Source organism: Lutibaculum baratangense AMV1 (assembly GCF_000496075.1).
GTDB lineage: Bacteria > Pseudomonadota > Alphaproteobacteria > Rhizobiales > Tepidamorphaceae > Lutibaculum > Lutibaculum baratangense.
In genome coordinates, this window is record NZ_AWXZ01000039.1 from 501390 (window position 1) to 527552 (window position 26163).

Sequence of the window (26163 nt, forward strand, 5' to 3'; positions counted from 1 at the left end):
GATACAGGGCGCGCAGATCTTGATACGGATTGCGCGGTGCACCGATCGATTTTTCACCCCAGCGAGGAGACGCTGCGGCTCGACCTCCTGGTCCTGCCGGACGTGTCGCTGCTCTCGTTCGCCTCGACGCTCGAGCCGCTGCGGGCGGCCAACCGCGTGTCCGGGCGCAAGCTCTACGATTGGCGGCTGCTGGGAGCTGTCGGCACGGAAGTCGTCACGTCGAGTGGCATCCGGCTGCCGATGGATGGCGTGTTCGACCCCGAGGCGACGCGTGACGCTCTCGTGGTGGTCGCCTCGTTCAACGTCGAGCGCCATGCGAGCCCGCGGCTTCTCGGGCAGCTGCGGCACCTGGCGCGGCGAGGGTTGTGCATGGGTGGCGTCGAGGCAGGGGCATGGGTCCTAGGGCTCGCCGGTCTGCTCGGCGGCCGTCGAGCGACGACACACTGGGAGGATCTCGAGATCTTTGCCAGCCGCTTTCCCGACACCGACGTTCGCCCCAACCGCTACGTGATCGACGGGCAGTTCTTCACGACCGGCGGGGCGTCGCCGGCCCTCGACACGATGCTTGCGCTGATCCGGGCGCGGCAGGGCTACGCGCTCGCCCTGGATGTCGCGAGCGTCTTCATCTACGACCAGTCGCGCACCGGGGAGGACCCGCAGCCCTCGCTCTCGCTCGGCCGGCTCGACTGGTACGAGCCGCGCGTGGCCAAGGCGATGCGACTGATGGAGGAGGCGCTGGCCGATCCGCTACCTGTCGCCGGGATCGCAGAGCGACTGGGCACAAGCCGGAGAACGCTCGAGACACTCTTCGCAAGCGTCGTCGGCATGTCGCCCGGCGAGTTCTACCTGGGCGCCAGGCTGAATGCGGGGCGCAGGCTCGTCGTCGAGACGCGGCAGAGCATCACGGCGATCGCCGAAAGGGTCGGCTTCGGATCGGCTTCGGCCTTCGCACGCGCGTTCCGGCAGCGCTTCGGCCTAAGCCCGACAGAGGCCCGCCGGATGGCCCGGAGCCAGAACTCGGTCTAGACATCGTGGTGGAGACCTGAGGACGGCCTCGGGAGTGAAGCGGTTGCAGCTTCGACTGCCGGGCTGTGCTGCGTTCGGTGGAAGGGGAGAAGGCGTGCCGATACGGGGCATCGTATTCGACAAGGACGGCACGCTGATCGACTACGCCCGGACCTGGGTCCCGATCAACATCCGGGCGGCCAGGTACGCGGCAGCGGGGGACCTCGACCTCGAGGTACGCCTCCTGGCGGTCGGCGGACAGGATCCGCAGAGCCACGGGGTGCGAGGTGGCAGCCTGCTGGCGGCGGGGCACACAGGGGAGATCGCGGAGGCGTGGATCGCCGCTGGTGCCCGCCACGATCATGCCGGCCTCGTGGCGGCACTGGACGAGATCTTCACGCAAGGTGCCGCTGGCGCTGTCGCCGTCACGGACGTCGCCACGCTGTTCGAGCGCCTCGCCGCCCGCGGGTTGAGGCTCGCGGTCGCCACGAGTGACAGCGCCTCCGGGGCTATGGCCACCCTCCGCGAGATCGGGCTCGACCGCCAGCCTCTCTTCCTGGCGGGTTACGACAGCGGACATGGCGGGAAGCCGGAAGCGGGCATGGTCCTCGCCTTCTGCCGCGAGGCCGGACTGGCGCCGGGCGACGTGGCTGTCGTCGGCGACAACCTGCACGACATCCGGATGGGCCGCGCCGCAGGCTGCGCACTGTGCGTCGGCGTGCTGACGGGCACGGCCACGCGGGAGGAGCTCGAGGCGGAGGCGGATCACGTGATCACCGGCATCGACCAGCTAGAGGCGCTGTTCGACAGGCTCGGTGTCTGGCCGCACCAACGGGGGACATGAGGTCTGGCCCACGATCAGGATGTTGGAGGATCCCGGGTTGGGCCGCGACACGCGCGATGGCTTGAGGACGGAGCCGGTGCCGCTAGATCGATAGCTCCAATGCCCGGCACGCGCCGTTTCGTGAATCGAGGCCTGTTGATGCGAGTAAAACACCTCTTCCGGACTGCGCTGGCCGGCTGGTGGAACGACCGGTGTCTTCGCATGGGCGCAGCGCTCTCGTTCTACACGATCTTCTCGCTGATGCCCGTGTTGCTCATCGCCATCTCGGTCGCCGGCATGGTCTATGACGAGGCGGCGGCGCGTGCGGCGGTGGTCGCGGAATTCCGAGGCCTGATCGGCTCAGGTGCTGCCGCAGCCGTGGACGACATGCTAGAAGGCGCCGGGGACTTCGGAACGGGTGTGGTTTCGACCGCGACCGGAATCGCGCTGTTCCTGATCCTCGCCACCGGCGCGATCTCGGAGTTGCAGGACAATCTCCACCAAATCTGGAAGGTCGACACTCGTGCATCGGCCGTCACCGCGCTGATCCGCAGCAGGCTCCTGAGCCTGAGCCTCGTGGTCTGCATCGGGTTTCTGCTGCTCGTGTCCCTCGCGATCGACGCCGCCCTGGCGGCCGCCACCGGCGCGATGGGGTCGCGGTTCGGCGCAGCGGAGATCGTGGTCTCCGCCGGCAACGTCATCGTCTCCCTGTGCGTCGCGACGGTGCTCTTCGCCCTCGTCTTCAAGCTGCTGCCGGAGTTCGAGATCGCCTGGTGGGACGTGCTCGTCGGTGCTTTCGTCACCGCGCTCCTTTTCCAGCTCGGCAAGATCCTCATCGCACTCTATATCGGCGAGAGCGGAGTGACGTCGGCCTACGGCGCCGCAGGCTCTCTCGTGACCATTCTCCTCTGGGTCTACTACTCCTCCCAGATCCTGCTGTTCGGAGCCGAGTTCGTGAAGGCCTATTCGCAGAGCCGGCAACAGGGGCTCTAGATCAGCTGGATCGATGCTGCGCGCATGGCTGCCACGAAGTCGCGGAGGTACGGCATCGTTTCCGCCGGCGCTGCCACACGCACCGCCGATGGAATGGGCGCTTGAAAGCCTTGTAAGGAGTGCATATAACCCCGCCATCTCGCACGCGAGCGTGACCAGGCGCGTCCTGCAGCAGCAGACGCGCTTTTCCGGTGTTCGTCGATCGGTCGGCGAATGCAGTGCTCGCGGAGGATCAACCGGAAGACTGGAGTTTCAGGGCCATGGCACTGCCCACGTTCACTATGCGTCAGCTTCTCGAGGCGGGCGTTCACTTCGGCCACCAGACCCACCGCTGGAATCCGAAGATGGAGCCGTATCTCTTCGGGTCGCGCAACAACATCCACATCATCGACCTCGCGCAGACCGTGCCGATGCTGCACCGCGCGCTCGAGGCCGTCAGCGACACCGTCGCGCAGGGCGGCCGCGTGCTGTTCGTCGGCACGAAGCGGCAGGCTGCGGAAGAGGTGGCCGCGGCGGCCCGCCGGTGCGCGCAGTACTACGTCAACGCCCGCTGGCTCGGCGGCATGCTGACGAACTGGAAGACCATCTCGCACTCCATCCAGCGTCTGCGCCGCGTCGAGGAGATCCTGTCGGGTGAGACGGGTGAGGCCGGTAACCTCACGAAGAAGGAACTCCTTCGTCTGACGCGCGAGCGGGACAAGCTCGAGCGGTCGCTCGGCGGGATCAAGGACATGGGCGGGCAGCCCGACCTCATCTTCGTGATCGACACCAACAAGGAGCAGATCGCGATCCAAGAGGCGCGACGCCTCGGCATCCCGGTCGCTGCCGTGCTCGATTCGAACTGCGATCCTGACGGCATCACGTTCCCCGTCCCCGGCAACGATGACGCCGGACGCGCGATCAATTTCTACTGCGACATGGTTGCGCGCGCCGCGATCGACGGCATCGGCCGCGGGCAGGGCGACATCGGCGTCGATATCGGCGAGTCCGAGGAGCCGATCGTCGAGGAAGCTCTGGCCGACAACGACACGGCGACCGCCGCTCAGCCGACGGGCGACTTCTCGTTCGAAACGCTTTCTGCCCCGCGTGGCGCTCCCGACGATCTCAAGAAGATCGCAGGGCTCGGCCCGGTGATGGAGCAGAAGCTCAACGACATGGGCATCTTCCATTACTGGCAGGTCGCTGCCTTCTCGCAGCAGGATGCCGCCCGGGTCGACGAGGCGCTGGCCGTCAAGGGCCGCGTCGAGCGTGACGGCTGGATCGAGCAGGCCAAGAAGCTGGCCGACCTCGAGGAGGCGTGAGGAGCGGCGGGTTCACCCGCCGTCACAACCGAATTGGCTCCGGATGTCATGTTCGGAGCCAAACGCTCTTATTGAATCGATCAGGAGGCCGTTATGGCTAATGTCACCGCGTCGATGGTGAAGGAACTCCGCGAGAAGACCGGCGCGGGCATGATGGACTGCAAGACCGCGCTCGCCGAGAACGACGGCGACATGGAGGCGGCCATCGACTGGCTGCGCGCGAAGGGTCTGTCGAAAGCCGCGAAGAAGGCCGGACGCGTCGCCGCAGAGGGTCTGGTCGCGGTGGCCGGCGGCGGCACCGAGAAGGCGGCAGTCGTCGAAGTGAACGCCGAGACGGATTTCGTCGCCCGCAACGAGATCTTCCAGAAGATGGTCACGACCATCGCCGAGGTCGCGCTTCAGGGCGACGGCGATGTGGAGGCGCTCAAGCAGAGCGCCTATCCCGGCGCCGGTCGCTCTGTCCAGGAGCAGGTCACGGAGAGCGTGGCGCAGATCGGCGAGAACATGACCCTGCGCCGCGCGCAGGTGTTCTCGGTGGAGCAGGGCGTCGTCTCCGCGTACGTGCACAGCGCGACCGCTCCGAATCTCGGCCGCATCGGCGTGCTCGTCGCGCTCGAATCGTCGGGCGACAAGGCTGCGCTCGACGTGATCGGCCGTCAGGTCGCGATGCATGTGGCGGCAACGAGCCCCCTCGCGCTCGACGTGAACGATCTGGACCCCGAGGTTGTGGAGCGCGAGCGGACCGTGCTCCGCGAGCAGGCCCGCGAGTCCGGGAAGCCCGACAGCATCATCGACAAGATGATCGAGGGGCGCATCCGGAAGTTCTACGAGGAGTCCGTTCTTCTGAAGCAGGCCTTCGTCGTCGATCCCGACACGTCCGTCGAGAAAGCGGTGAAGAATGCCGAGGCCGAGGTCGGCGCACCGATCACCGTGAAGGGCTTCGCGCGCTTCGCGATCGGCGAGGGCATCGAGAAGGAGACGTCGGACTTCGCCGCCGAGGTTGCGGCCGCGGCGGGAGGCCGCTGAGCGAGACCCGCGGGAGTCAATCGAGATGACCCGGGTTCTCCTGAAGCTCTCCGGCGAGGCGCTCATGGGCGCCTCGCCTTTTGGTATCGACCTTCCGACGACGAGGGAGTACGCGCGCGAGATCGCCGAGTGCGCCCGCGATGGGGCCAGCATCGCTATCGTCGTCGGGGGCGGCAACATCTTCCGCGGCATGGCTGGCGCCGCGAAGGGCATGGATCGCGCCAGCGCCGATTACATGGGCATGCTCGCCACCGTCATGAACTCGCTCGCCGTCGCACAGGCGCTTCGCGACGCAGGCGTGGCCGCTCGGCCGATGTCGGCGATCCCCATGGAATCGATCTGCGAGACCTATACGCGCTACCGCGCCGACGAGTATCTGAAGAGCGGCGAGATCGTCGTCCTCGGTGGTGGCACGGGTTCGCCCTTCTTCACGACCGATTCCACCGCTGCGTTGCGTGCGGCGGAGCTTGGATGCTCGGCCATACTGAAGGCGACCCAGGTCGACGGCGTCTACGATTCCGATCCGAAGACCAATCCTGCTGCCACTCGCTTCGAGACGCTGACCTATGGCGAGGTCCTCGCCAGGGACCTGCGGGTGATGGATTCCGCCGCGATCGCGCTTGCCCGCGACAGCGGCATTCCGATAATCGTGTTCGACATTCATCGCGACGGCGCGCTTGCCGATGTCCTTGCCGGCCGCGGCCGCTTCACACGAGTCGCCGGATAGGGCCGCGACGCGCCTCGGTGCGGGAGGGCGCTCGCGCCAGAAGAAACGAGAAGGGGAACCTCAATGGCCGGGGAATTCGACATCAACGATCTGAAGCGTCGGATGCAGGGAGCAGTGAGCTCTCTAAAGTCCGATTTTGCCGGACTTCGGACCGGACGAGCGAGCGCGGGCTTGCTGGATCCGATCACGGTCGATGCCTATGGCTCGAGCATGCCGATCAGCCAGGTCGCGACGGTGAGCGTCCCCGAGCCTCGCATGATTTCGGTCAGTGTCTGGGACCGATCGCTGGTCGGCGCGGTCGACCGTGCAATTCGCGAGTCGGATCTCGGCCTGAACCCGGTGATGGACGGGCAGACCCTGCGTCTCCCGATCCCGGAGCTGAACGAGCAGCGTCGCCAGGAGATCGTCAAGGTGGCGCACAAATACGCGGAACAGGCCAGGGTGGCGGTGCGCCATGTCCGCCGGGACGGGATGGACACGCTGAAGAAGCTCGAGAAGGATCACGCGATCAGCGAGGATGACCAGCGCGTCTATGCCGATGAGGTGCAGAAGGCGACCGACGCGTCGATCAAGGAGATCGACGAGATGCTGGTCACCAAGGAAAAGGAAGTGATGCAGGTTTAGGCCGCATCCGGCCGGAGACCTTCCTGATGCGTGGTGGAGACGCCGTCCCGACGCAGGACGCGAAGTCGTCCAGGCCGACCCATGTCGCCATCATCATGGACGGCAACGGGCGATGGGCGGCGGATCGCGGCCTCCCGCGGGCCAAGGGACATCACGCGGGTGTCGAGGCATTGCGGCGGACGCTGCGTGAGGCGGCGAATCTGGGCGTCCGCTACCTCACTCTCTTCAGCTTCTCGTCCGAGAACTGGTCGCGGCCGCAGAGCGAGGTCACGGAGCTGATGCAGCTCCTGAGGCACTTCATACGCGACGATCTCGCCGAGTTGACGCGAAACAACGTGCGTGTCCGGGTGCTCGGACGGCGGGACGATCTTCGCCCGGACATTCTCGAGCTCGTCGAGCATGCCGAGCGGGAGACGGCGGACAATGACGGGCTCTTTCTGCAGGTCGCGTTCAACTACGGCGCCCGGGACGAGATCGTCAGAGCAGCCCAGGCACTGGCGCGCGATGTTGCCTCGGGTCGCCTCGACGCGGACGCGATCGACGAGGAAGCGCTGGCCGCCCGTCTCGACACCGCCGGCCTGCCGGAGCCCGACCTCCTGATCCGCACGAGCGGCGAGCAGAGGATCTCGAACTTCCTGCTGTGGCAGTGCGCATATACGGAGTTCGTGTTCCTGCCGATCTGGTGGCCCGACTTCGATCGCAACGAGTTCCTGAAGGCACTCGATCTCTATGCCCGCCGGGAGCGGAGATTCGGCGGGCTCGTTCCGCATCCGGCGGAATAGGCGGACCGGTGGCGAGGCTGCCCGATCAACCGCTCACTGGGTCCCGGCTGGCGGACCTCTGGCTGAGGCTCGCCTCTGCCGTCGTGCTGGGTCCCGTGGCTCTCGCCGCGGCGTGGCTGGGAGGAACACCCTTCGCGATCGTCTGCGCGGTCATGGGCGTGGCGATCACGTGGGAGTGGAACGGGATCACGAGACAGAAGCGGCGGGATGCCGCGACTATTGCCGGCATGGCCGGTGTCGCGGCAGCGGTCGTTGCGCTTCTGCTCCATGGAGTTCTGTCTGCGGTCCTCGTTCTGGGGGCGGCAGCGGTCGCCGCGCATGTGCTTTCGCCCCGCCCGAGGTCTGTGCCGTTCGGTGCCGGCGCCGCGGTCATCTATGGCGGGCTTCCGACGCTGTCTCTCGTCGTCCTGCGCGGCGATTCCACGATCGGCCTCATCTGCGTCTTCTGGCTGTTCGCCGTGGTTTGGGCTGGTGATGTCGGAGCCTACTTCACCGGCAGGCTCGTCGGAGGACCCAAGCTCTGGCGGCGGGTCTCGCCGAACAAGACGTGGTCGGGGGCCGTTGGCGGGACTGTGGCAGCCTTCGCCGCCTCATCGATCCTGCTGTATTTCTCGCCTGGCGTTGCGCCCGTTCCCTTCTTCCTGCCGGTCGTGCTGAGCGCGGTGGCCCAGGCGGGCGATCTCGCCGAATCGGCGCTCAAGCGACACTTCGGTGCGAAGGACTCGAGCAGGCTCATCCCCGGTCATGGCGGTGTGATGGACCGTGTCGATGGGCTCGCTGCCGCCGCGGTGGTCGGTGTGCTGATCGGAATGGCCCGGGCAGGTGCGGATCACTCCGCTGGAGGTCTCATTGCCTGGTAGGCGTTCTGTGATAGGGGGAGGCGCATGAGCGAGCCTCAATCCCTTACTATCCTCGGCGCCACCGGATCGATCGGCACCTCGACGCTCGATCTCGTCGGCCGGTTGCCCGAGCGCTTCGTGCTTTCTTCCGTCACGGCCGGGACAAACGCTAAAGCGCTGGCGGCCATCGCGCGCCGCCACGGTGCCCAATTCGCGGCGGTGGCGGATCCGGCGGCCTATGAAGAGCTCAAGGCTCAGCTGTCGGGATCGGGTATTGCCTGCGGAGCGGGACCGGCGGCGCTCGTCGAGGCGGCGGAGCGGCCGGCGGACCGCGTGATGGCTGCGATCGTCGGCACGGCCGGGCTCGCGCCGACCCTGGCGGCGCTCAGGCGGGGAACCACCGTCCTCCTGGCCAACAAGGAGTGTCTGGTCTCCGCCGGCGACTGCTTCATGCGCACGGCGCGGGAGCATGAAGCGGAGGTCCTGCCGGTCGACTCCGAGCACAGCGCGATCTTCCAGGCCCTCGAGGGACGGAATCGCGATTGCGTGGAGACGGCGACGCTGACTGCGTCGGGTGGGCCGTTCAGGACTGCGAGCCTGGAGCGGCTCGAGCAGGTCACTGCGGCCGAAGCCGTGTGCCACCCCAACTGGTCGATGGGTGCCAAGGTCTCGGTCGACTCGGCGACACTCATGAACAAGGGCCTGGAGCTTATCGAGGCCCATCATCTCTTCGCCCTCTCGGCCGAACAGCTTCGTGTGCTCGTGCATCCGGAGAGCGTGGTGCATGGCCTCGTCTCCTACACGGACGGATCCGTCCTGGCCCAGCTTGCGCCGCCCGACATGCGTACGCCGATCGCCCTCAGCCTCGCCTGGCCGGCACGCATGACGACGCCGGTGCCGCGACTTGACCTGGCGCGGCTCGCAAAACTGACGTTCGAGGAACCCGACCTCGTTCGCTTCCCCGCGCTTGCCCACGCTCTGGCGGCGCTCGGCGCCGGCGGGGGCGCCCCAACCGTTCTCAACGCCGCGAACGAGGTCGCCGTCGCCGAATTCCTGGTCGGTCGACTACGGTTCCTCGATATTGCCAGAATCGTGGGTGCTGTTCTTGATCGCGCAGCCGCTTCGCCGCTTACGGCTCCTGCCGAGCTCGACGATGCACTCGAACTTGACCGCTGGGCTCGGATGCTGACGCGCGAAGCAATCGCTCGCGCGCCGGAATCGGCCTGACCGGAAGCCCGGACGGAGGGGCTCTGATGGAACTACTGAACGGCCTCGGAGGATTCGGCGGCAGCTTTCTGTTCTATGCGCTGCCTTTCCTCTTCGTCCTCACGGTTGTGGTGTTCTTCCACGAGCTCGGCCACTTCATGGTCGCGCGCTGGTGCGGCGTGAAGATCGAAGCCTTCTCTGTCGGATTCGGGCCCGAGCTTTGGGGCTTCACCGATCGCCATGGCACGCGCTGGAAGCTCTCGGTCATCCCGCTCGGCGGCTATGTGCGCTTCTTCGGCGATGAGAACGTCGCCAGCGCTCCCGATTCGGAGGCGGTCGCGGGCATGGCCGAAGACGACCGACGCGCGAGTTTCCATGGGAAGGGGCTCGGAGCTCGCGCGGCGATCGTCGCCGCTGGGCCTATCGCGAACTTCATCCTCGCGGTCGTGATCTTCACGGTGATCTTCACGACCATCGGCCGCTTCGTTTCACCGGCCGAGGTGGAGACGGTGGTCCCCGACAGCGCAGCCGCCGAGGCGGGATTCCAGCCGGGCGACGTGATAACGGCGATCGACGGCAGGGCGATCGGCAGCTTCTCGGAGATGCAGCGCATCGTCAGCACGAATCCCGAGGTGGAACTCACCTTTCGGGTCGACCGCGGCGGAGAGGAGGTGGTTCTGGCCGCCACCCCCGAACTCCAGGAGATCAGCGATCCCTTTGGCTCGACGCAGCGCATCGGGCGGCTGGGCATACAGGGTGTCGTCGGCGGCTCCGCGACGATGAAGCGATACGATCCGTTTACCGCCTTCGTGATGGGATTGGGTGAGACGTGGTTCGTGGTCGAGCGCACCGGAGCCTATCTTGCGGGGGTCGTGACGGGCACGCAGGCGGCCGACCAGTTGGGCGGTCCGATCCGCATCGCCCAGGTCTCGGGCGAGGTGGCGCAACTCGGGTTCGCGGCGCTTCTCAATCTGACGGCGGTGCTGTCGATCTCTATCGGGCTTCTGAACCTGCTGCCAATTCCGATGCTGGACGGCGGGCACCTTCTCTTCTATGCGGTCGAGGCCGTCAGGGGGCGGCCGCTGAGCGCGAGAGCGATGGAGATCGGCTTTCGGGTGGGACTGGCCTTCGTGCTGATGCTGATGATCTTCGCGACGTGGAACGACATCAGGCATCTGGCAAATCTGTAACTCGTTGCCGGCGTGCAACGGCGTGGGGCATCTGAGGGGGCAATCGGTGTTGGCTGTTTCCAGAGCAGGGCAAACGGGATACAACCCGAAGCGCTCTAAGAGGCCGCTGCTCGCCTCGTGCGACTCGATTGTTCGCGCGCAACGCGTGGGCGAGACGGATCTAAGGATCGACAATCCGATGGTGTGGACGGTGCGTAAGACAAAACTGGCCCTGGCTCTTTTCATCCTGACGCTCGCTATGCTGGGGGCACCGGCCGGGGGCCAGCTGCTCGGCGTCTCGACCGCCCACGCCCAGACCATCCGGAGCATCGCCGTCGAGGGCAACCGCCGGGTCGAGGACGACACGGTTCGCTCCTACATATCCCTCCAGCCTGGGCAGGCTTACAGCGAGGCCGGCGCCAGCGAGTCGATCAGGACGCTCTTCAACACCGGCCTGTTCTCCGACGTGCGGCTCACGATGCGCGGCAGCACGCTCGTGGTGAATGTCGAGGAGAACCCGATCATCAACATCGTTTCCTTCGAGGGGAACGAGAAGTTCAAGGACGACGTGCTGACCTCGGAGATCGAGTCGCAGCCGCGCTCCGTCCTCACGCGCGCCAAGATCCAGAATGACACGCAGCGCGTCCTTCAGCTGTACCGGCGCGCAGGTCGCTTCGACGCCACGGTCGAGCCCAAGGTGATCGACCTCCCGGACAATCGCGTCAACGTCGTGTTCGAGGTCCAGGAGGGCAGGAAGACCAGCGTCTCCCGGATCAACTTCATCGGCAACAAGGCGTTCTCGGACTCGGCGCTGCGCGACGTCATTTCCACGTCCGAGAAGAACTGGCTGAGCTGGCTCAAGACGAGCGACATCTACGATCCCGAGCGACTGGACGCCGATCAGGAGCTGCTCCGGACGCACTACATGAAGAACGGCTACGCCGACTTCCAGGTCGTCTCGGCCGTCGCTGAACTCGACCGCGAGCGCAACGCGTTCTTCATCACGATCACGGTCGACGAGGGGCCCCTCTACCGCTTCGGAAACGTCGACGTCGAAGCGTATGTTCCCGACGTCGATCCGCAATCGCTGCGCGGGGAGATCCTCACCAAGTCGGGCGCCGTCTACAATGCCGAGCTGGTCGACAAGACGCTCGAGCAGATGACCCTCGAGCTGGCGAAGAGCGGCTATGCCTTCGCGCAGGTACGTCCCCGCGGCGACCGAGATTACAGCGCCCAGACGATCAGCCTGACATATGTCGTGGAAGAGGGCGCCCGGGCCTATGTCGAGCGCATCAACATCCGCGGCAACACGCGCACGCTCGACCGCGTCATCCGTCGCGAGTTCGATTTCGCCGAAGGTGACGCCTACAACGTCGTTCTCCTCGATCGTGCGAAGCGGCGCCTCGAAGCTCTGCGCTATTTCAAGACGGTGAACATCACGCGCGAGCCCGGCTCCGCCCCCGACCGTATCGTCATCAACGTCGAGGTCGAGGAACAGCCCACGGGCGAGCTCTCGCTGGGCGGTGGCTACTCGACGAGCGACGGCTTCCTCGCCGACGTTTCGATCACGGAGCGCAACCTTCTCGGTCGCGGCCAGCAGCTGCGGGTCGCCGGCGCGATGGGCGAGCGCACTCAGTCGGTCGACGTCAGCTTCACGGAGCCCTACTTCCTCGGCCGCCGGCTGGCGGCGGGCATCGACGGCTTCTATCGCTACCGCGAATACGACGACAACTCGACCTACGAGTCGAAGACCGTCGGCGGCGGGCTGCGCCTCGGCTTCCAGCTGACCGAGAACCTGTCGATGATCACGCGGTACCGCCTGTACCAGAACGAGATCACGATTGAACATCCACTGGACGACGGGAACCTCTGCTATCCCGTCAGCACGAACGCGGACGGGACGATCAACTACAACGCGGGATGTACCCTTCCTGGTGATCAAGACCCGACCCGTGCGTACTACAATCCCGAAGCGTCGATCGCGCTCAAGCTGGCGGAGGGCAGGCGGCTCTACTCGGTGATCGGCTACGACCTCGTCTATTCCGACCTCGACAGCATGGCTCGTCCTACACGCGGCTTCTACGGGAAGTTCTCGAACGATATCGCTGGTCTCGGCGGCGATGCAGAGTGGGTGAAGGCCGAGATCGAGGGGCGCTACTATCATCCGATCCACAACCAGATCGTCGGCATGCTGAAGCTGCGCGGCGGCGTGATCGAGGGCTGGGGAGACGACGACGTCCTGATCACCGACACGTTCTTCGGGACCTCGAACCTCGTGCGCGGCTTCGGCAACTCCGGCTGGGGGCCCCGCGACCTCACGCCGGGTGGCCAGCGTGACGCCATCGGCGGCACGGTCTATGCCGCGGCCACGGCCGAGGTCCAGTTCCCGATCCCCTTCGTCCCGAGCGACCTCGGCTTCAGGGGCGCACTCTTCGCCGATGCCGGCGTCCTCACGAGGCCGGGCTTCACCGGGAATCCCACGACCGGGCTTCCGGGCGGCGCCGGATACCTGCTCGAATGCGAGGGCATCAATGCCGATGGAAGCGGCGTCGTGCCGGCGGCGGCCACCGGCTGCTACGTCGACGATGCCTCGATCCGCGCCTCGGTCGGCGTCAGCGTCCTCTGGGACTCGCCGTTCGGCCCGCTGCGCGCGGATGTCGGCTATGCCGTCCTGAAGGAAGACTACGACGACGAGCAGGTCTTCCGCTTCGGCGCCGGCAAGCAGTTCTGACCGCTTAACGATCAGAGAGAGACGCCGGGCCCGTCGGGCCCGGCGCGATCATGGACCAGCTACAGTTCTTCGACGCGTGCGGCCCGTTCACAGTCGGCGAGATCGCGGGCTGGGTGGGAGCTGCGGTTCCCGCCGGTCGATCCGACCGGCTGATCAGCGGTCTTGCGCCGCTGGCGAGCGCGGCGCCCGATCAACTCGCATTCCTCGACAACCGGAAGTTCCTGCGCGAGCTGGCGCATTGCAGGGCCGGCGCTTGCCTCGTCGCGGAACGGGATCATGCCAGCGTTCCGCAGGGCACTGTCGCACTCGTCGTCGCCAAACCCGCGCGCGCCTTCGGCGAACTCCTCAGTCGCTTCTATCCTCAGTCCGCACGGCCGCTGCCGGTTTGGGGTGGCTCCGGCGGCACGGTGCACCCCGGGGCCCGGCTGGAGCCCGGGGCGATCGTGGAGCCGGGCGCGGTTGTCGGGGAGGGGGCCGAGATCGGCCGGGGGACCTGTGTGCTGAGCGGCACGGTCGTCGGTCCCCGGGTGCGCATCGGTCGCGATTGCCGTATCGGCCCGCAGGCGACTGTCCTTCATGCGGCCATCGGCGACCGTGTGATCATCCACCCGGGCGTGCGCATCGGCCAGGACGGGTTCGGCTACGAGATGTCTCCGGAGGGCCATCGGAAGGTCCCTCAGATCGGCCGCGTGGTCATTCAGGACGACGTCGAGATCGGAGCCAATACGACGGTCGACCGCGGCGCGCTGGGCGACACGGTGATCGGCGAGGGCACCAAGATCGACAATCAGGTGCAGATTGGCCATAACGTCCGGATCGGACGTCACTGCGTCATCGTCTCGCAAGTCGGTCTCTCCGGAAGCTCCACGCTCGGGGACTTCGTCGTGATCGGTGGTCAGGCCGGCGTGGTTCCCCATGTCACCATCGGCGACGGCGCGCAGATCGCCGGCCAGAGCGCGGTGCGCGACGACCTGGCTCCCGGTGGCCGCTACGGCGGCGCGCCGGCGAGGCCGGCGCGGGAGTGGATGAAGGAAATGACCGTTCTGAAGAAGATCGCTCAGGAGCGGCTGTCCGGGCAGGGGCGGCCTGCGGGTGGGGAGGACGAAGGTAATGGCTGACGAGACCGCGACGCTGGAGGCCCATGACATCCAGCGGATCCTGAAGCTCCTGCCCCACCGTTACCCGTTCCTGATGGTCGATCGCATCATCGAGCGCCAGGGCGACGAAAGCGGCATCGGCATCAAGAACGTCACTTTCAACGAGCCGCACTTCCAGGGACATTTTCCCGACAATCCGATCATGCCGGGTGTGCTTCTCGTCGAGGGCATGGCCCAGACGGCAGGCGCGATGTGCATCGCGGCTGGTGAGAGCGAGGAGCCGAAGGTGGTCTACTTCATGACCATCGACCGCTGCCGCTTTCGCCGTCCCGTCGTGCCCGGCGACGTGGTGCACTACCACCTGAAGAAGGTCCGCAGGCGGAGCCAGGTCTGGAAGTTCGAGGCCGTCGCCAAGGTGGGGGAGACCGTCGTGGCGGAAGCCGTGATCAGCGCCATGATGACCGAGCGTTGAGCATGACTACGGAGATTTCGATCCATCCAACGGCGATCGTCGCGTCCGGTGCGGTCCTCGGTGAGGGCGTGAAGATCGGGCCATACTGCGTAGTGGGCGAGAACGTCGTGCTCGGCGACGAGGTCGATCTCGTCGCGCACGTGACGCTCGATGGTCACACCTCGATCGGCGCGCGCACAAAGGTGTTCCCCTTCGCCTCGCTCGGCCATCCGCCGCAGCATCTGCGATACGCGGGCGAGACGAGCCGGCTGATCATCGGCGACGACTGCACGATACGTGAACAGGTCACGATGAACCCGGGCACCGCGGGCGGCGGCATGGAGACGCGCGTCGGCGACAACTGCTTCTTCATGGTCGGTTCGCACGTGGCGCACGACTGCCATGTCGGCAACAACGTGATATTCACGAACTGCGCGACGATCGGCGGGCACTGCCAGGTCGGTGACAGGGCCATACTCGGTGGGTTGGCCGCCGTGCATCAATGGTGCCGCATCGGCGAGAGTGCGTTCGTGGGCGGAATGAGCGCCGTGCAGGCGGACGTCATTCCCTACGGCTCCGTCCTCGGGAACCGCGCCTATCTCGGTGGGCTCAACATCGTCGGTCTCAAGCGGCAGGGCTTCGCCCGAGAGGAAATCCACCGTCTGCGCCAGGCCTACCGCCTGCTCTTCTCCAACGAGGGCACGCTGATGGAGCGTGTCGAGGACGTGGGCGAGCTCTTCCCGAACGACAAGCTGGTGCAGAAGGTGGTCACGTTCATTCGCGACGGCTCCGACCGCTCGATGGTGGTGCCGGCGAGCGCGCGGGCCGCCTGACATGGCGGCCGGGACCGCCCCGCTCGAGGGCCGGCCGGCTCCTATCGGGATTATCGCGGGGGGCGGAAATCTGCCGCTTGCCGTGGCGCGGGCGGCGCGCGGCGCTGGCCACGACGTCTTCGTCCTCCTCGTCGACGGCGTGAGCGACGCCGATTATTCGGACTTCGAGACGGGCCGCACAGCCCTCACGACGGTTGGGCGGGCCATCTCCGAGCTCCGGCGTGCCCGGTGCCGGGATCTGGTCGTCGTCGGCAACTTCACGAGACCAGACCACGCTCGGCTCGAGTGGGACTGGGGCACTCTGAAGATCATGCCGCGGCTCCTGCAGATCCGCTTCGGGGGCGACGACAGGGTGAACTCGATCGTTTCGAGCCTGTTCGAGGCGCAGGGGTTTCGCGTCTTGCCGCCGCTGGCCGTCGCCCCGGGCCTCGCCGCTCCGGCCGGCCTCGCCGCGGGGCGGAAGCCGTCGAAGGAGGAGGAGGAGGACATCGCCCTCGGCCTGTCGGTTCTGGCCTCCCTCGGCGCTTTCGACGTAGGCCAGGCGCTGGTCGTGTCGCACAGGCGCGTGCTCGCCATCGAAGCGGCCGAGGGAACGGACGCGATGATCGCCCGGTGCGGGGAGCTCCGGCGTAACGGCCGCTTCCGGGAGGCGGCGCCCTCGGGCGTGCTCGTCAAGGCCGCGAAGCCGGGTCAGGATCTGCGCATGGACCTGCCGACGGTCGGCACACGCACTGTGGAGGCGGCCGTCGCGGCGGGGCTTGCGGGCCTCGCTCTTCACGCCGATCACGTCCTGATGCCAGACGGGCAGGAGATGCTCGACATGGCGACGCGTCAGGGCCTCTTCGTCGTCACCGTCGACATGCCTGCGTCCGCCGGGCCAGGCCGGTGACCGGCTTGCGTATCGCGGTGATTGCCGGCGAGGAGTCGGGTGATCTCCTCGGCGCCGGCTTGATGGCGGCCCTGCGCCGGAGCGAGCCGGATGTCTCCTTCATCGGGGTCGGCGGCAGGCACATGGAAGCCGAGGGCCTTCGGAGCCTGTTTCCGCTCGACGAAATCGCGGTGATGGGGCCTGTCGCGATCGCCAGGGCGTTGCGGCCGCTTCTGAGGCGAATACGGCAGGCTGCCGGTGACGTGATCGCGGCGCGGCCGGACGCTCTCGTCATCATCGACAGCCCCGAATTCACGCACCGTGTGGCCAAGCGTATCCGGAAGGCTCTTCCTGCGCTGCCCATCATCAACTACAGCCCGCCGACGGTCTGGGCCTGGAGGTCCGGGCGGGCGCGCGCGATGCGCTTCTATGTCGACCGGGCGATGGCGCTGCTGCCGTTCGAGCCTGCCGCCTACTCGCGGCTCGGCGGCCCGCCTTGCGACTATGTCGGGCATCCCGTGGTGGAGGCCGCGAAGCGGCACCTGGCGGCGGATCTGCCAGCGGAGGCTACCGACGCCGATCCGCTCCTCGTCGTGCTGCCCGGGAGCCGCCGGTCGGAGATCTCCCGGTTGCTCGGTCCGTTCGCCGCGACCGTTGCTCGACTGGCCGCCGCTGGCCACCGGTTCCGCGTCGCAATGCCGGCCGTCGGGCATCTGGTGGAGGAACTGCATGCGGCGACGCGAGCCTGGCCGGTGCCGGTCGAGATCGTCGAGGGCGAGGAGCAGAAATGGCTCGCATTCCGCCGCGCTCGCGCAGCACTCGCTGCGTCCGGCACGGTGACTCTGCAACTGGCCATCGCCGATGTGCCGATGGTCGTCGGCTACAAGGTCGAACCGGCCGTCGCCTGGCTCGCTCCGGTCTTTCGGCGCCTGTTCCCGATGCGCAGCGTCGTCATGGCGAACCTGATCCTCGACGAGAACGTCGTGCCTGAGTTCATCGAGGAGCCGTGCACGCCAGAGAACCTCTCGAGCGCTCTGGCGCTCATCCTCGGCGAAGGCCGGGAGCGCCGGAAGCAGATCGAAGGCTTCTCGGAGATCCGCCGCCGGATGCAGATGGACGGCGCCACGCCGAGCGAGCGCGCGGCGGAGATCGTGCTGGAGACGGCGCGGCGCGCGTCCGCAGAACGGGGAGTGGGCGCCTCCTGAACGAAGAAGGCCGCCCGGGTGGGCGGCCTCCCGAGGTCGGTGCCGGCGCCTGATCTCACTTCCGCAGGGACACCGGAACGTAGTCGCGCTGCGTCGCGCCAGTATAGAGCTGGCGCGGGCGGCCGATCTTCTGCTTCGGATCCTCGATCATCTCCTTCCACTGTGCAATCCAGCCCACGGTGCGGGCGACGGAGAAGAGCACGGTGAACATGGTGGTGGGGAAGCCCAGCGCCTTGAGGGTGATGCCGGAGTAGAAGTCGATGTTGGGGTAGAGCTTCTTCTCGATGAAGTACTCGTCCTCGAGAGCAATCCGCTCGAGCTCCATCGCGACGTCCAGCAGCGGGTCGTCCTTGATACCCACCTCCGCAAGAACCTCGTGGCAGGTCTTCTGCATGATCTTGGCGCGCGGGTCGTAGTTCTTGTAGACCCGGTGACCGAAGCCCATCAGGCGGAACGGATCGTCTTTGTCCTTCGCCCGCTTTACATATTCAGGTATGCGGTCGACGGAGCCGATCTCCTGCAGCATCGAGAGGGCCGCCTCGTTGGCCCCGCCATGTGCCGGACCCCACAGGCAGGCGATGCCGGCGGCGATGCAGGCGAAGGGATTCGCGCCCGACGACCCGGCGAGACGGACGGTCGAGGTCGAAGCATTCTGCTCGTGGTCGGCGTGAAGAATGAAGATGCGGTCCATCGCGCGCGACAGGACCGGGTTCACCTTGTACTCCGCGCACGGCACCGAGAAGCACATGTGCAGGAAGTTCGCGGAGTAGTCGAGGTCGTTGCGCGGATAAACGAAGGGCTGGCCGATGTGATACTTGTAGGCCATCGCCGCTATGGTCGGCATCTTCGCGATCATCCTGACGCTCGCGACCATCCTCTGGTAGGGGTCGGAGATGTCGGTGGAGTCGTGATAGAAGGCCGAGAGCGCGCCGACCACGCCGACCATGACCGCCATCGGGTGCGCGTCCCGGCGGAAGCCCGTGAAGAAGCGGGCCATCTGTTCATGAATCATCGTGTGGTAGGTCACCCGATGATCGAAGTCGGCCTTCTGGGTCTGGGTCGGCAGCTCGCCGTAGAGCAGAAGGTAGCAGGTCTCGAGGAAATCGCCGTGCTCGGCCACCTGGTCGATCGGGTAGCCGCGGTAGAGGAGGGTGCCCTCGTCGCCGTCGATATAGGTGATCTTCGACTCGCAGCTCGCGGTCGAGGTGAAGCCGGGATCGTAGGTGAAAGCTCCCGTCTGGCCGTAGAGCTTCGAGATGTCGATCACATCCGGGCCGATCGTGCCGTTGTAGACCGGCATGTCGAAGGATTTGTCGCCGATGCTGAGCTTGGCGTTTTCGTCACTCATGGGCAGATCGTCTCCTGTCAACGGTCGCTGAGGACCGGCGGTCCATCCAGCCCCGCCGGTCGTGAGGCGGACCGGTGTCAAAGCGTGCTGCTTCGCGGGCGCAGGAAGTTCAGCCTTCGGTACAGGATTTGGCAGGACGCCGCAAGCAAGGCGGAAAACGGGCATTTCCGTGGGCAAGGCCGCGGCTTGCGATGCCGCGACCCCATGTACGGCGGCGATCTGAGCTTGAGACTCCCGCGCTTGCGGCGGAAGCCGGCACAGCGGGCGTCAGTTGCCGGTCCACCGCTCCCACCTGCGGTCCATCCGTCGATGAACGCGATACTGGACCCGCGCGTCCCTTCTCGCCTCCACCCACGGGGATACGGTCGGCACGCGGTGATACACGGTGGCGATCGGCACCGAATAGCCCGGGGCCGCATAGTGGATGTAGCTGGCAGAGACCCATCCGCGATGCCCCGCCCAAACGACGTCGCACCATGCCGAGCCTGAGAGGCAACCTACGATTGTGACGGGCTGGCTGACCGGAATCGCGATCACGACGGGGTGCTGCGTGCCGGGACCGATCCGCATGTTCACGGTTCCCGTGGTGACGCCCGGATGCGCAAGTGCCGCCGAAGCCGCCATCAGCACGGCTGTGAAGACGACCGCGGATGCTGGTCTGAATTTCATTTCGGTCTCCTGATCGAGTGGCGAATGCCGGTGGTGGGGTCAAACCGAAGCTGCTCGACGAGATCTCCGGCGATCTCTCGCATGCCGTCGTTCGACGTGTGTGGGGGTTATCGGCGGCGCAGCGCGCGTAACTCGCGGAGTGACAGCGCGCCGTCGCCGTTCGCATCGGCGCGCCGGATGCGGTCGGGGATGAACAGGGAGAACTCCTCCCGCGAGATCCGGCCGTCCCCGTTTACGTCCATGCGCGCGGCCTGCGATGCCAGGTCATTGGCGGAGGCCGTCACGACGTGTCCACGGTCGCCGATCCGCTCGGCCGCCGCTCGTGCCTCTGCAGGGTCGAGAAAGCCGTCACCGTTCGCGTCGAGCCGGTCGAACAACGCAGCGCGCGCAGCTTGAATCTCGGTGAGCTGGATCACCCGGTCGCCGTTGGTGTCGAGCCGGGCGAACATCTCGCGGGCGCTGGGGAGCTCGGACGCGTGAGCGCCGCCCGTGCCGAGCAGGACCACGAGAAGCGGGAGAAGTCTGGTCGTCATGCGCATCTGCACCTCCCAAGGGGCCGCAGCGGCCTCTCTTCACGCCTTCTACGCAGAAGAGCGCGACGTCCTACGCCATCGGTCCAGCGATCGCGCAAGGGGGAGGGAGGAGGCGGCCGGACGCAGCTTCGAAGGGACCGTAGGAGGATCCGATCCTCTGCGTATCATCGGTGTCGCAACCCCTCGCGGGGGCCCAAGAGACGAGAGGGCGAACTGCCTAAAGCCGTGCTTTCACCGTGCCGACGGCCATCACCCAGGGCGATGCGCGCCAACATCGTGCAGGTGCACGCAGGGCGGGGCTTGCCGTGTGCCGGCAAGCGAAGCCGCTGGCGGACGACGCTGAAACAGCTCGAGCTGTCTCCAGCCTCACGGGAGCTGGAGGTGGCGTGAGCGGAGGAGGAGACGCGGAGGATGAGGAGCGGCGCTGGCGTGGCGAGGACGAGACGCTCCTCATCCGCATCGCCTCGGGTGAGCAGGCTGCTCTGGCGCGCCTCATCGACCGGCACGGCCGTGGCCTGCGCCTCTTCGCCGCCCGTTACCTTGGCAGTGCCGCGGACGCCGAAGACGTCGTGCAGGACGTCTTCGTGTCGGTCTGGAAGCACGCGACGCGTTTCGACCCGGCCAAGGCTCGTGCCTCGACGTGGCTCTACAGGATCACCGCGAATCGCTGCATCGACGCGCGCCGAAGACGGATGTTTCGGACATTTGTCGGCCTCGGCGACGTCCATGAGTTGCTCGCCGACGACAGCCCGGCGGCAGATGCGCGCGTCGGGGCGCGGCAGGAACTCGCCAACGTCCGGCTTGGCCTTTCGCGCCTGCCGGAGCGGCAGCGCATGGCGTTGCTGCTGCGCGCCGTCGCCGACCTGGACGTGCCGCATATCGCCGAAGTGATGGGCGCGAGCGTCGGCTCCGTCGAGCAGTTGCTGGTGCGCGGCAGGCGCGGCCTGCAAGCGCACATGGCGAAGATGCAAGACCTTACGAATGATCACGAAGAGCCACTGACATGAACAAGGAAGAGCTTGAAGGTCTGAAGCGCCGTTTCGGCCCCGATGCCTCGGTCTGGCCCGCGCCCTACCGGCAGGAAGCACGTTCGCTTCACGCCACTGCGCCGGAGGGTTCGTCGGCCCCCGCCGCCGAGCTGGACCGGCTCATCCTCGAAGCCGCGGGCATGGAAACGGACGAGCGTGCCCTCGCGCGGAAAGTCCAAGAGCGAATCGAGGTGGAACGGGAGCCCTTCCTCCGTTTCGGGCCGCTCATGTCGCCGTGGCGAACACCCGCAATCACGTCATGCGTCGCCCTCATCCTCGTTGCGACTGCGTTCGCCGGCTATTCGGCTGCGGGCCGGGATCACGGGCACCTGGACGAGGCGTTGCTGGCCCTTGCGGCCGGAGACCCGGCCGCAAGCGGCATCGACGCGCCTTCCGTGCCGCTTCTTCCAGAGACCCTTGGCGATGGAGACATCCTGTGAGCCGGCGTTCAGGGCCACGCCTCGCGCTCGCCGTGGCGCTCGGCGCATCCTTGCTGGCGAACGCCTTCCTCCTCGGCTTTGCGGTCAGGAACACGGGCCAAGGGCCCTTTGCCGGCTTCCAGGCCGAGAGCATCGGGCGGAGCTATCCGGACCAGGTTCGTGCCGAGTTCCGGAACCTGCTGAGGGAGAACCGGCCGCGCGCTCTCGCCGCCTTGCGCGAATTGCGGGAGGCGCGCCGAAACCTCGCCGCCGCAGCGAACGCCGCGACATTCGACGAAGCGGAAGTCGAGCGTATCATGCAAGACGTGCGCACGGCGACGGAGGCGCTCCAGCGTCTCATGCAGGAATTCCTGCTCGAAGCTCTCAGACGGACGCACGGCGCGAGTTGAACGACCGGCCGGGCCGACCTCTCGGGGACTCGCGGCGTTCCTCTTCCGAGCCGCTCTAAGCCCCCTTTCGTGGCGTGTCCAGCCACCCCCGCGAGAGGGCAGAAGCTCTTGCCGCATCGGAGGTGAGCCGAAAGCGCTTCGGATGCCCTAAATCGACGGCGGGCACAGTGTGAAAGAAGACCCTGGCGTCGGGCGGCAGATGCGGCCGCGACCGCCCTAGGTCCCGCCCGCCTGATCCTCGATGCGGCCGAGGCTTTCTTCGCGGCCGAGGGCGAGGAGCACGTCGAAGATGCCCGGCGAGGTCTTGCTGCCGGTGAGGGCTGCGCGCAGCGGCTGGGCGACGGCGCCGAGCTTGCGGCCCGTGTCCTCGGCGAAGGCGCGCACCGCGCCCTCGAGCGCTTCCGCCGTCCAGTCGTCGAGCGCCTTGAGCCGCGGCAGAAGCTCGGCCAGCACCGCCTGCCCGTCGCCGGAGACGAGGTCGCGCGCCTTCGGCTCGAGCTCGATCGGGCGGTCGACCATCAGGAACTCCGCGTTCGCCACGAGCTCGACGAGCGTCTTCGCGCGCTCCTTGAGGCCGGGCAGGGCGATGCGCAGGCGCTCCTGGCGGATATGGTCGAGGCGCTGCGCGAAGGCCGGCCCGTTCGACAGGTGCGGCAGGTTCGCGACGAGCGTCTCGTAGAGCTCGTGGTCGGCCGTCTCGCGCATGTAGTGGCCGTTCAGGTTTTCGAGCTTCTGGAAGTCGAAGCGCGAGGGCGAGCGGCCGATCTGCCCCATGTCGAACCACTCGACGAGCTGCTCTGTGGAGAAGATCTCCTCGTCGCCATGGGCCCAGCCGAGGCGGGCGAGGTAGTTGCGCATGGCGGCCGGCAGGTAGCCCATCTCGCGATAGGCCTCGACGCCGAGCGCGCCGTGGCGCTTGGAGAGCTTCGCGCCGTCCGGGCCGTGGATCAGCGGGATATGCGCCATCACCGGCACGTCCCAGCCGAGCGCCTGGTAGATCTGTGTCTGCCGCGCCGCGTTCGTCAGGTGATCGTCGCCGCGGATGATGTGCGTCACGCCCATGTCGTGGTCGTCGACGACGACGGCCAGCATGTAGGTCGGCGATCCGTCGGAGCGCAGCAGCACGAAGTCGTCGAGATCCTGGTTCTGCCAGGTGACATCGCCCTGCACCTGGTCTGGCACACGCGTCTCGCCGGCCTGCGGGGTCTTGAGACGAATGACGGGCTTCACGCCCTCGGGCGCCTCTGAGGGGTCGCGGTCGCGCCAGCGCCCGTCATAGCGGGGCGGCCGCCCCTCGGCCTTCGCCGTCTCGCGCATCTCGGCCAGCTCCTCCTGGCTCGCGTAGCAGCGATAGGCGTGGCCCTTCGCCAGAAGCTCCTCTGCCACCTCGCGATGCCGTTCGGCCCGAGCGTATTGCGATATCGGCTCGCCCTCCCAGTCGAGGCCGAGCCAGGTCAGGCCGTCGAGGATCGCGTCGATCGCGGCCTGCGTCGATCGCTCGCGGTCGGTGTCCTCGATGCGCAGCAGCATCCTGCCGCCGCGACCCTTCGCATAGGCCCAGTTGAAGAGGGCGGTGCGGGCGCCGCCGATATGCAGGAAGCCGGTGGGGGAGGGGGCGAAACGGGTGACGATGTTCTGCGGCGTGGACATGGGACGCGGAAAGGACCGATGATCGGGATTGGAGATGGCGGTCCTGTAGCACACTCGCGCGGCCGACGCGAAGTGGGAGGGGCGGCATGGCGTGCCCGTGCCGGGGGTGAGACGTCTTGCGGACGAGCCGTGGCCGGCGGGCCCTGGCGCGGCGCCCGACGCCGCGCCGCCGGCCGGCCTCGTGGCGGCGCTCGAGAGGCGGCTCGAGGCGGAGGGCGAACGGCGCTTCCTCTTCGCGCCGGCCCTCATCGGCTGCGGCATCCTCGTTTTCTTCGCGCTGCGGCACGATCCGGCGCCGGAAGCCGTGGCCCTCGGGGCGCTTGCGAGCGGCCTCCTGGCGCTCAAGCTCGTGCCGGGCAGCCTCGCGAGGCACGCCGCCGCGATGCTCTGCCTCGTGCTGCTCGGCATGCTGGCGGCGACCGTCCGGACAGGGCTCGTCGACGCTCCCGTCTTCGCGGGGGAGCCGCGCGTGCGGGAGGTGTCGGGGCTCGTCGAGCGGATCGAGCGCGACCCTGCATCGGGCGATCGCGTGACGCTCGCCGTGCGGTCGATCGCGGGCGTGGCGCCGGACGCCGCGCCGCGGCGCGTGACGTTTCGCTCGCGGGTGAGGGAGGCGAGCTACGAGATCGGAGACACTGTTGCCGTGCGCGCGGTGCTGATGCCGCCGCCCGACGCGGCGCGGCCCGGAGGCTTCGACTTCGCGCGGCAGGCCTTCTTCGCCGGCATAGGCGCGAGGGGCTACGCCGTCTCGGCGCCGGTCGCCGTCGATGCGCCTCCGTCGGGCCTCCTCACGCGGCTCGCCATCGGCGTGGAGCGGGTGCGAGAGGCGATAGGTGGCCGGATCCGGGCTGCCATGTCGCCCGAGGCCGGCGCGATCGCCACGGCGCTCGTGACGGGCCAGCGCAGCGGGATCGGCGAGGAGACGCAGGACGCGCTGAGGGCGGCGGGGCTTGCGCACATCCTCGCGATCTCGGGGCTTCACATGATGCTCGTCGTCGGCGCCATCTTCTCGGCCGTCAGGTACGGCGCGGCGCTCGTGCCGGAGATCGCCCTGACACGGCCGGTGAAGAAGTGGGCGGCGGCCGCGGCCCTCGTCGGCGGCACGGCCTACCTCCTGATCTCCGGCATGTCGGTCGCCACCCAGCGCGCCTACATCATGGCGCTCGTGGTCCTTCTCGCCGTACTCGCGGACCGGCCGGCCATCACGATGCGCAACGTCGCGCTCGCCGCGCTCGCCATCCTGCTCCTGCGGCCCGAGGCGGTGGTCTCCGCCGGCTTCCAGATGTCGTTCGCGGCGACGATCGCGCTCGTCGCGGCCTATGAGGCGCTTCGGCGCCGGCCGGGGCGCGAGGCCCGGGGCGAGCGTCCGCGCCGGCGGGGCGGCACCGTCGGCCGCTATGTCCTGGGCCTCCTCCTCACCTCTTTCGTGGCCGGCGCGGCAACCGGGCCGTTCGCCGCCTACCATTTCCACCGTGTGGCGACCTACGGCCTCCTGGGCAACCTGCTGGCGATGCCGATCTTCGGGATGGTGGTCATGCCGGCGGGGCTTGCAGGCGTGCTCCTGATGCCGCTCGGCCTCGAAGGGCCGTTCCTGTGGGTCATGGGGCAGGGGATCGAGGCTATCCTCAAGATCTCGCGATGGGTGGCCGGGCTCGAGGGCGCGACGGGGATCGTGCCCGCCGTCGGCCCGCAAAGCCTCGCGGCGGTCGCTTTCGGGGCTCTGTGGCTCGCGCTCTGGCGGACGGGATGGCGCTGGCTCGGCGCGGGCGCGATCGCCATAGGCGTGGCGATGGCGGCGCTCGCAGAGGCGCCCGACGCCTATGTCGACAGGAGTGGCCGGCTCGTCGCACTCCGTGAGGCGCACGGCGTCACGACGGTCGGGGGCCGGGGCGCCGCCTACGAGCGCGAGCAGTGGCTGCTCTCATGGGGGATGCGGACGGACCATCCCGTGAGATCGGCGCCGTGCGACGACCTTGCCTGCCATGATAAGGACGGCGCGATTCGAACCAGCCGCGTTGCGCACTCTGCGGCCTTCGCGGAGGATTGCGCGCTCGCCGACCTCGTGCTCGCCGCGCCGGCGGCCCCGGCCTGGTGCGGCGAGCGGGCGCTCGTCCTCGACGGCGAGACGCTCGAGAAGGCCGGCGCGGTCGCGATCTACCGGGCGGCGGGGGAGCCTCTAGCGCTGCGGATCGAGACCGCGTCGGGTCGCACGGGGGCTCGCCCGTGGAACTGGCGCTGGCGTGCCCACGGTCCGCCGGGCGTGCCTGCGAGATGGGAGAGGCGGCCGCGGGGCCGGGCGCCGGAGGAAGCGGCGCATCCATCGGCAGCGGTCGGCGCGTTGGGCGGAAATTAACTCTTGTGGAACACAACTGGAACATGTAGCGTCGTTCCTGTTTTGTACGCATCGCGCAGCGCGCCGGGAGCCC

The 26163-nt window shown here is 67.6% G+C and carries 25 protein-coding genes; 21 read left to right on the plus strand and 4 right to left on the minus strand.

All coding sequences use genetic code 11. The annotated features are described in order from the left end of the window. The first annotated feature begins 36 nt into the window (after positions 1-36). The 17 genes from N177_RS17050 (at position 37) to lpxB (ending at position 17680) form a co-directional block, all read left to right on the plus strand. Entirely contained in the window at positions 37-1026 is a 990-nt protein-coding gene (locus N177_RS17050) for a GlxA family transcriptional regulator (RefSeq protein ID WP_023433645.1), read from the plus strand. Between the two features lie 94 nt (positions 1027-1120). Further along, positions 1121-1849, plus strand: coding sequence for an HAD family hydrolase (locus N177_RS17055; protein WP_023433646.1), 729 nt, complete (start codon positions 1121-1123; stop codon positions 1847-1849). A 138-nt stretch (positions 1850-1987) separates the two neighbouring features. After that, positions 1988-2821, plus strand: coding sequence for a YihY/virulence factor BrkB family protein (locus N177_RS17060; protein ID WP_023433647.1), 834 nt, complete (start codon positions 1988-1990; stop codon positions 2819-2821). Between the two features lie 260 nt (positions 2822-3081). After that, positions 3082-4122 carry a 30S ribosomal protein S2 gene (locus N177_RS17065; RefSeq protein WP_040485974.1) on the plus strand — a complete coding sequence of 347 codons (1041 nt, stop codon included), beginning with the start codon at positions 3082-3084 and terminating at the stop codon, positions 4120-4122. A 93-nt stretch (positions 4123-4215) separates the two neighbouring features. After that, positions 4216-5148 carry a translation elongation factor Ts gene (gene tsf, locus N177_RS17070; protein ID WP_023433649.1) on the plus strand — a complete coding sequence of 311 codons (933 nt, stop codon included), beginning with the start codon at positions 4216-4218 and terminating at the stop codon, positions 5146-5148. A 25-nt stretch (positions 5149-5173) separates the two neighbouring features. After that, a complete protein-coding gene (gene pyrH / locus N177_RS17075) occupies positions 5174-5875 on the plus strand; it encodes a UMP kinase (protein WP_023433650.1) in 702 nt (233 codons plus the stop codon). Positions 5876-5938: 63 nt separating this feature from the next. Beyond that, the gene (gene frr, locus N177_RS17080; RefSeq protein ID WP_040485975.1) at positions 5939-6499 is read left to right on the plus strand and encodes a ribosome recycling factor; all 561 of its coding nucleotides are present in this window, start codon (positions 5939-5941) and stop codon (positions 6497-6499) included. A gap of 26 nt (positions 6500-6525) precedes the next feature. Then, complete coding sequence (locus N177_RS17085; protein WP_023433652.1) at positions 6526-7281, plus strand: isoprenyl transferase; 756 nt, start codon at positions 6526-6528, stop codon at positions 7279-7281. Positions 7282-7289: 8 nt separating this feature from the next. Then, on the plus strand, positions 7290-8141 hold the full coding sequence (locus tag N177_RS17090; protein ID WP_023433653.1) for a phosphatidate cytidylyltransferase: 852 nt from the start codon (positions 7290-7292) through the stop codon (positions 8139-8141). A gap of 24 nt (positions 8142-8165) precedes the next feature. After that, positions 8166-9347, plus strand: coding sequence for a 1-deoxy-D-xylulose-5-phosphate reductoisomerase (dxr, locus tag N177_RS17095; protein ID WP_023433654.1), 1182 nt, complete (start codon positions 8166-8168; stop codon positions 9345-9347). A 26-nt stretch (positions 9348-9373) separates the two neighbouring features. Next, positions 9374-10516: an RIP metalloprotease RseP gene (rseP, locus tag N177_RS17100; protein WP_023433655.1), complete on the plus strand. Its 1143-nt coding sequence runs from the start codon at positions 9374-9376 to the stop codon at positions 10514-10516. A 190-nt stretch (positions 10517-10706) separates the two neighbouring features. Then, complete coding sequence (bamA, locus tag N177_RS17105) at positions 10707-13226, plus strand: outer membrane protein assembly factor BamA (protein WP_244444298.1); 2520 nt, start codon at positions 10707-10709, stop codon at positions 13224-13226. Between the two features lie 50 nt (positions 13227-13276). Next, positions 13277-14344 (plus strand): UDP-3-O-(3-hydroxymyristoyl)glucosamine N-acyltransferase, encoded by a 1068-nt coding sequence (lpxD, locus tag N177_RS17110; protein WP_040485976.1) that lies wholly within the window; start codon positions 13277-13279, stop codon positions 14342-14344. Beyond that, on the plus strand, positions 14337-14795 hold the full coding sequence (gene fabZ / locus N177_RS17115) for a 3-hydroxyacyl-ACP dehydratase FabZ (protein ID WP_023433658.1): 459 nt from the start codon (positions 14337-14339) through the stop codon (positions 14793-14795). The genes lpxD and fabZ overlap by 8 nt, the downstream gene beginning before the upstream one ends. 2 nt (positions 14796-14797) lie before the next feature. Beyond that, positions 14798-15607, plus strand: coding sequence for an acyl-ACP--UDP-N-acetylglucosamine O-acyltransferase (gene lpxA, locus N177_RS17120; protein ID WP_023433659.1), 810 nt, complete (start codon positions 14798-14800; stop codon positions 15605-15607). A 1-nt stretch (position 15608) separates the two neighbouring features. After that, on the plus strand, positions 15609-16496 hold the full coding sequence (locus N177_RS17125; RefSeq protein ID WP_040485977.1) for an LpxI family protein: 888 nt from the start codon (positions 15609-15611) through the stop codon (positions 16494-16496). Beyond that, positions 16493-17680: a lipid-A-disaccharide synthase gene (gene lpxB / locus N177_RS17130; RefSeq protein ID WP_023433661.1), complete on the plus strand. Its 1188-nt coding sequence runs from the start codon at positions 16493-16495 to the stop codon at positions 17678-17680. The genes N177_RS17125 and lpxB overlap by 4 nt, the downstream gene beginning before the upstream one ends. A gap of 55 nt (positions 17681-17735) precedes the next feature. Here lpxB and gltA read toward each other — a convergent pair whose 3' ends face one another. The 3 genes from gltA to N177_RS17145 form a co-directional block, all read right to left on the minus strand. Further along, positions 17736-19028: a citrate synthase gene (gene gltA / locus N177_RS17135; protein ID WP_023433662.1), complete on the minus strand. Its 1293-nt coding sequence runs from the start codon at positions 19026-19028 to the stop codon at positions 17736-17738. Between the two features lie 267 nt (positions 19029-19295). Further along, positions 19296-19697 carry an SH3 domain-containing protein gene (locus N177_RS17140; protein ID WP_051402436.1) on the minus strand — a complete coding sequence of 134 codons (402 nt, stop codon included), beginning with the start codon at positions 19695-19697 and terminating at the stop codon, positions 19296-19298. A 107-nt stretch (positions 19698-19804) separates the two neighbouring features. Then, complete coding sequence (locus tag N177_RS17145; RefSeq protein WP_023433665.1) at positions 19805-20236, minus strand: EF-hand domain-containing protein; 432 nt, start codon at positions 20234-20236, stop codon at positions 19805-19807. A gap of 380 nt (positions 20237-20616) precedes the next feature. Here N177_RS17145 and N177_RS17150 point away from each other — a divergent pair, with 380 nt between their 5' ends. From N177_RS17150 to N177_RS17160, 3 genes are read left to right on the plus strand one after another with little or no spacing between them, the layout of a single operon-like run. Beyond that, the gene (locus N177_RS17150) at positions 20617-21237 is read left to right on the plus strand and encodes an RNA polymerase sigma factor (protein ID WP_023433666.1); all 621 of its coding nucleotides are present in this window, start codon (positions 20617-20619) and stop codon (positions 21235-21237) included. Beyond that, positions 21234-21698, plus strand: coding sequence for a hypothetical protein (locus tag N177_RS22120; RefSeq protein ID WP_023433667.1), 465 nt, complete (start codon positions 21234-21236; stop codon positions 21696-21698). The genes N177_RS17150 and N177_RS22120 overlap by 4 nt, the downstream gene beginning before the upstream one ends. Next, positions 21695-22087 (plus strand): periplasmic heavy metal sensor, encoded by a 393-nt coding sequence (locus N177_RS17160; protein WP_023433668.1) that lies wholly within the window; start codon positions 21695-21697, stop codon positions 22085-22087. The genes N177_RS22120 and N177_RS17160 overlap by 4 nt, the downstream gene beginning before the upstream one ends. 216 nt (positions 22088-22303) lie before the next feature. On the opposite strand, the gene gltX is transcribed toward N177_RS17160, so the two are convergent. Beyond that, entirely contained in the window at positions 22304-23737 is a 1434-nt protein-coding gene (gltX, locus tag N177_RS17165; RefSeq protein WP_040486120.1) for a glutamate--tRNA ligase, read from the minus strand. A 106-nt stretch (positions 23738-23843) separates the two neighbouring features. Here gltX and N177_RS17170 point away from each other — a divergent pair, with 106 nt between their 5' ends. After that, the gene (locus N177_RS17170) at positions 23844-26090 is read left to right on the plus strand and encodes a ComEC/Rec2 family competence protein (protein WP_152527951.1); all 2247 of its coding nucleotides are present in this window, start codon (positions 23844-23846) and stop codon (positions 26088-26090) included. The last annotated feature ends 73 nt before the right edge of the window (positions 26091-26163 follow it).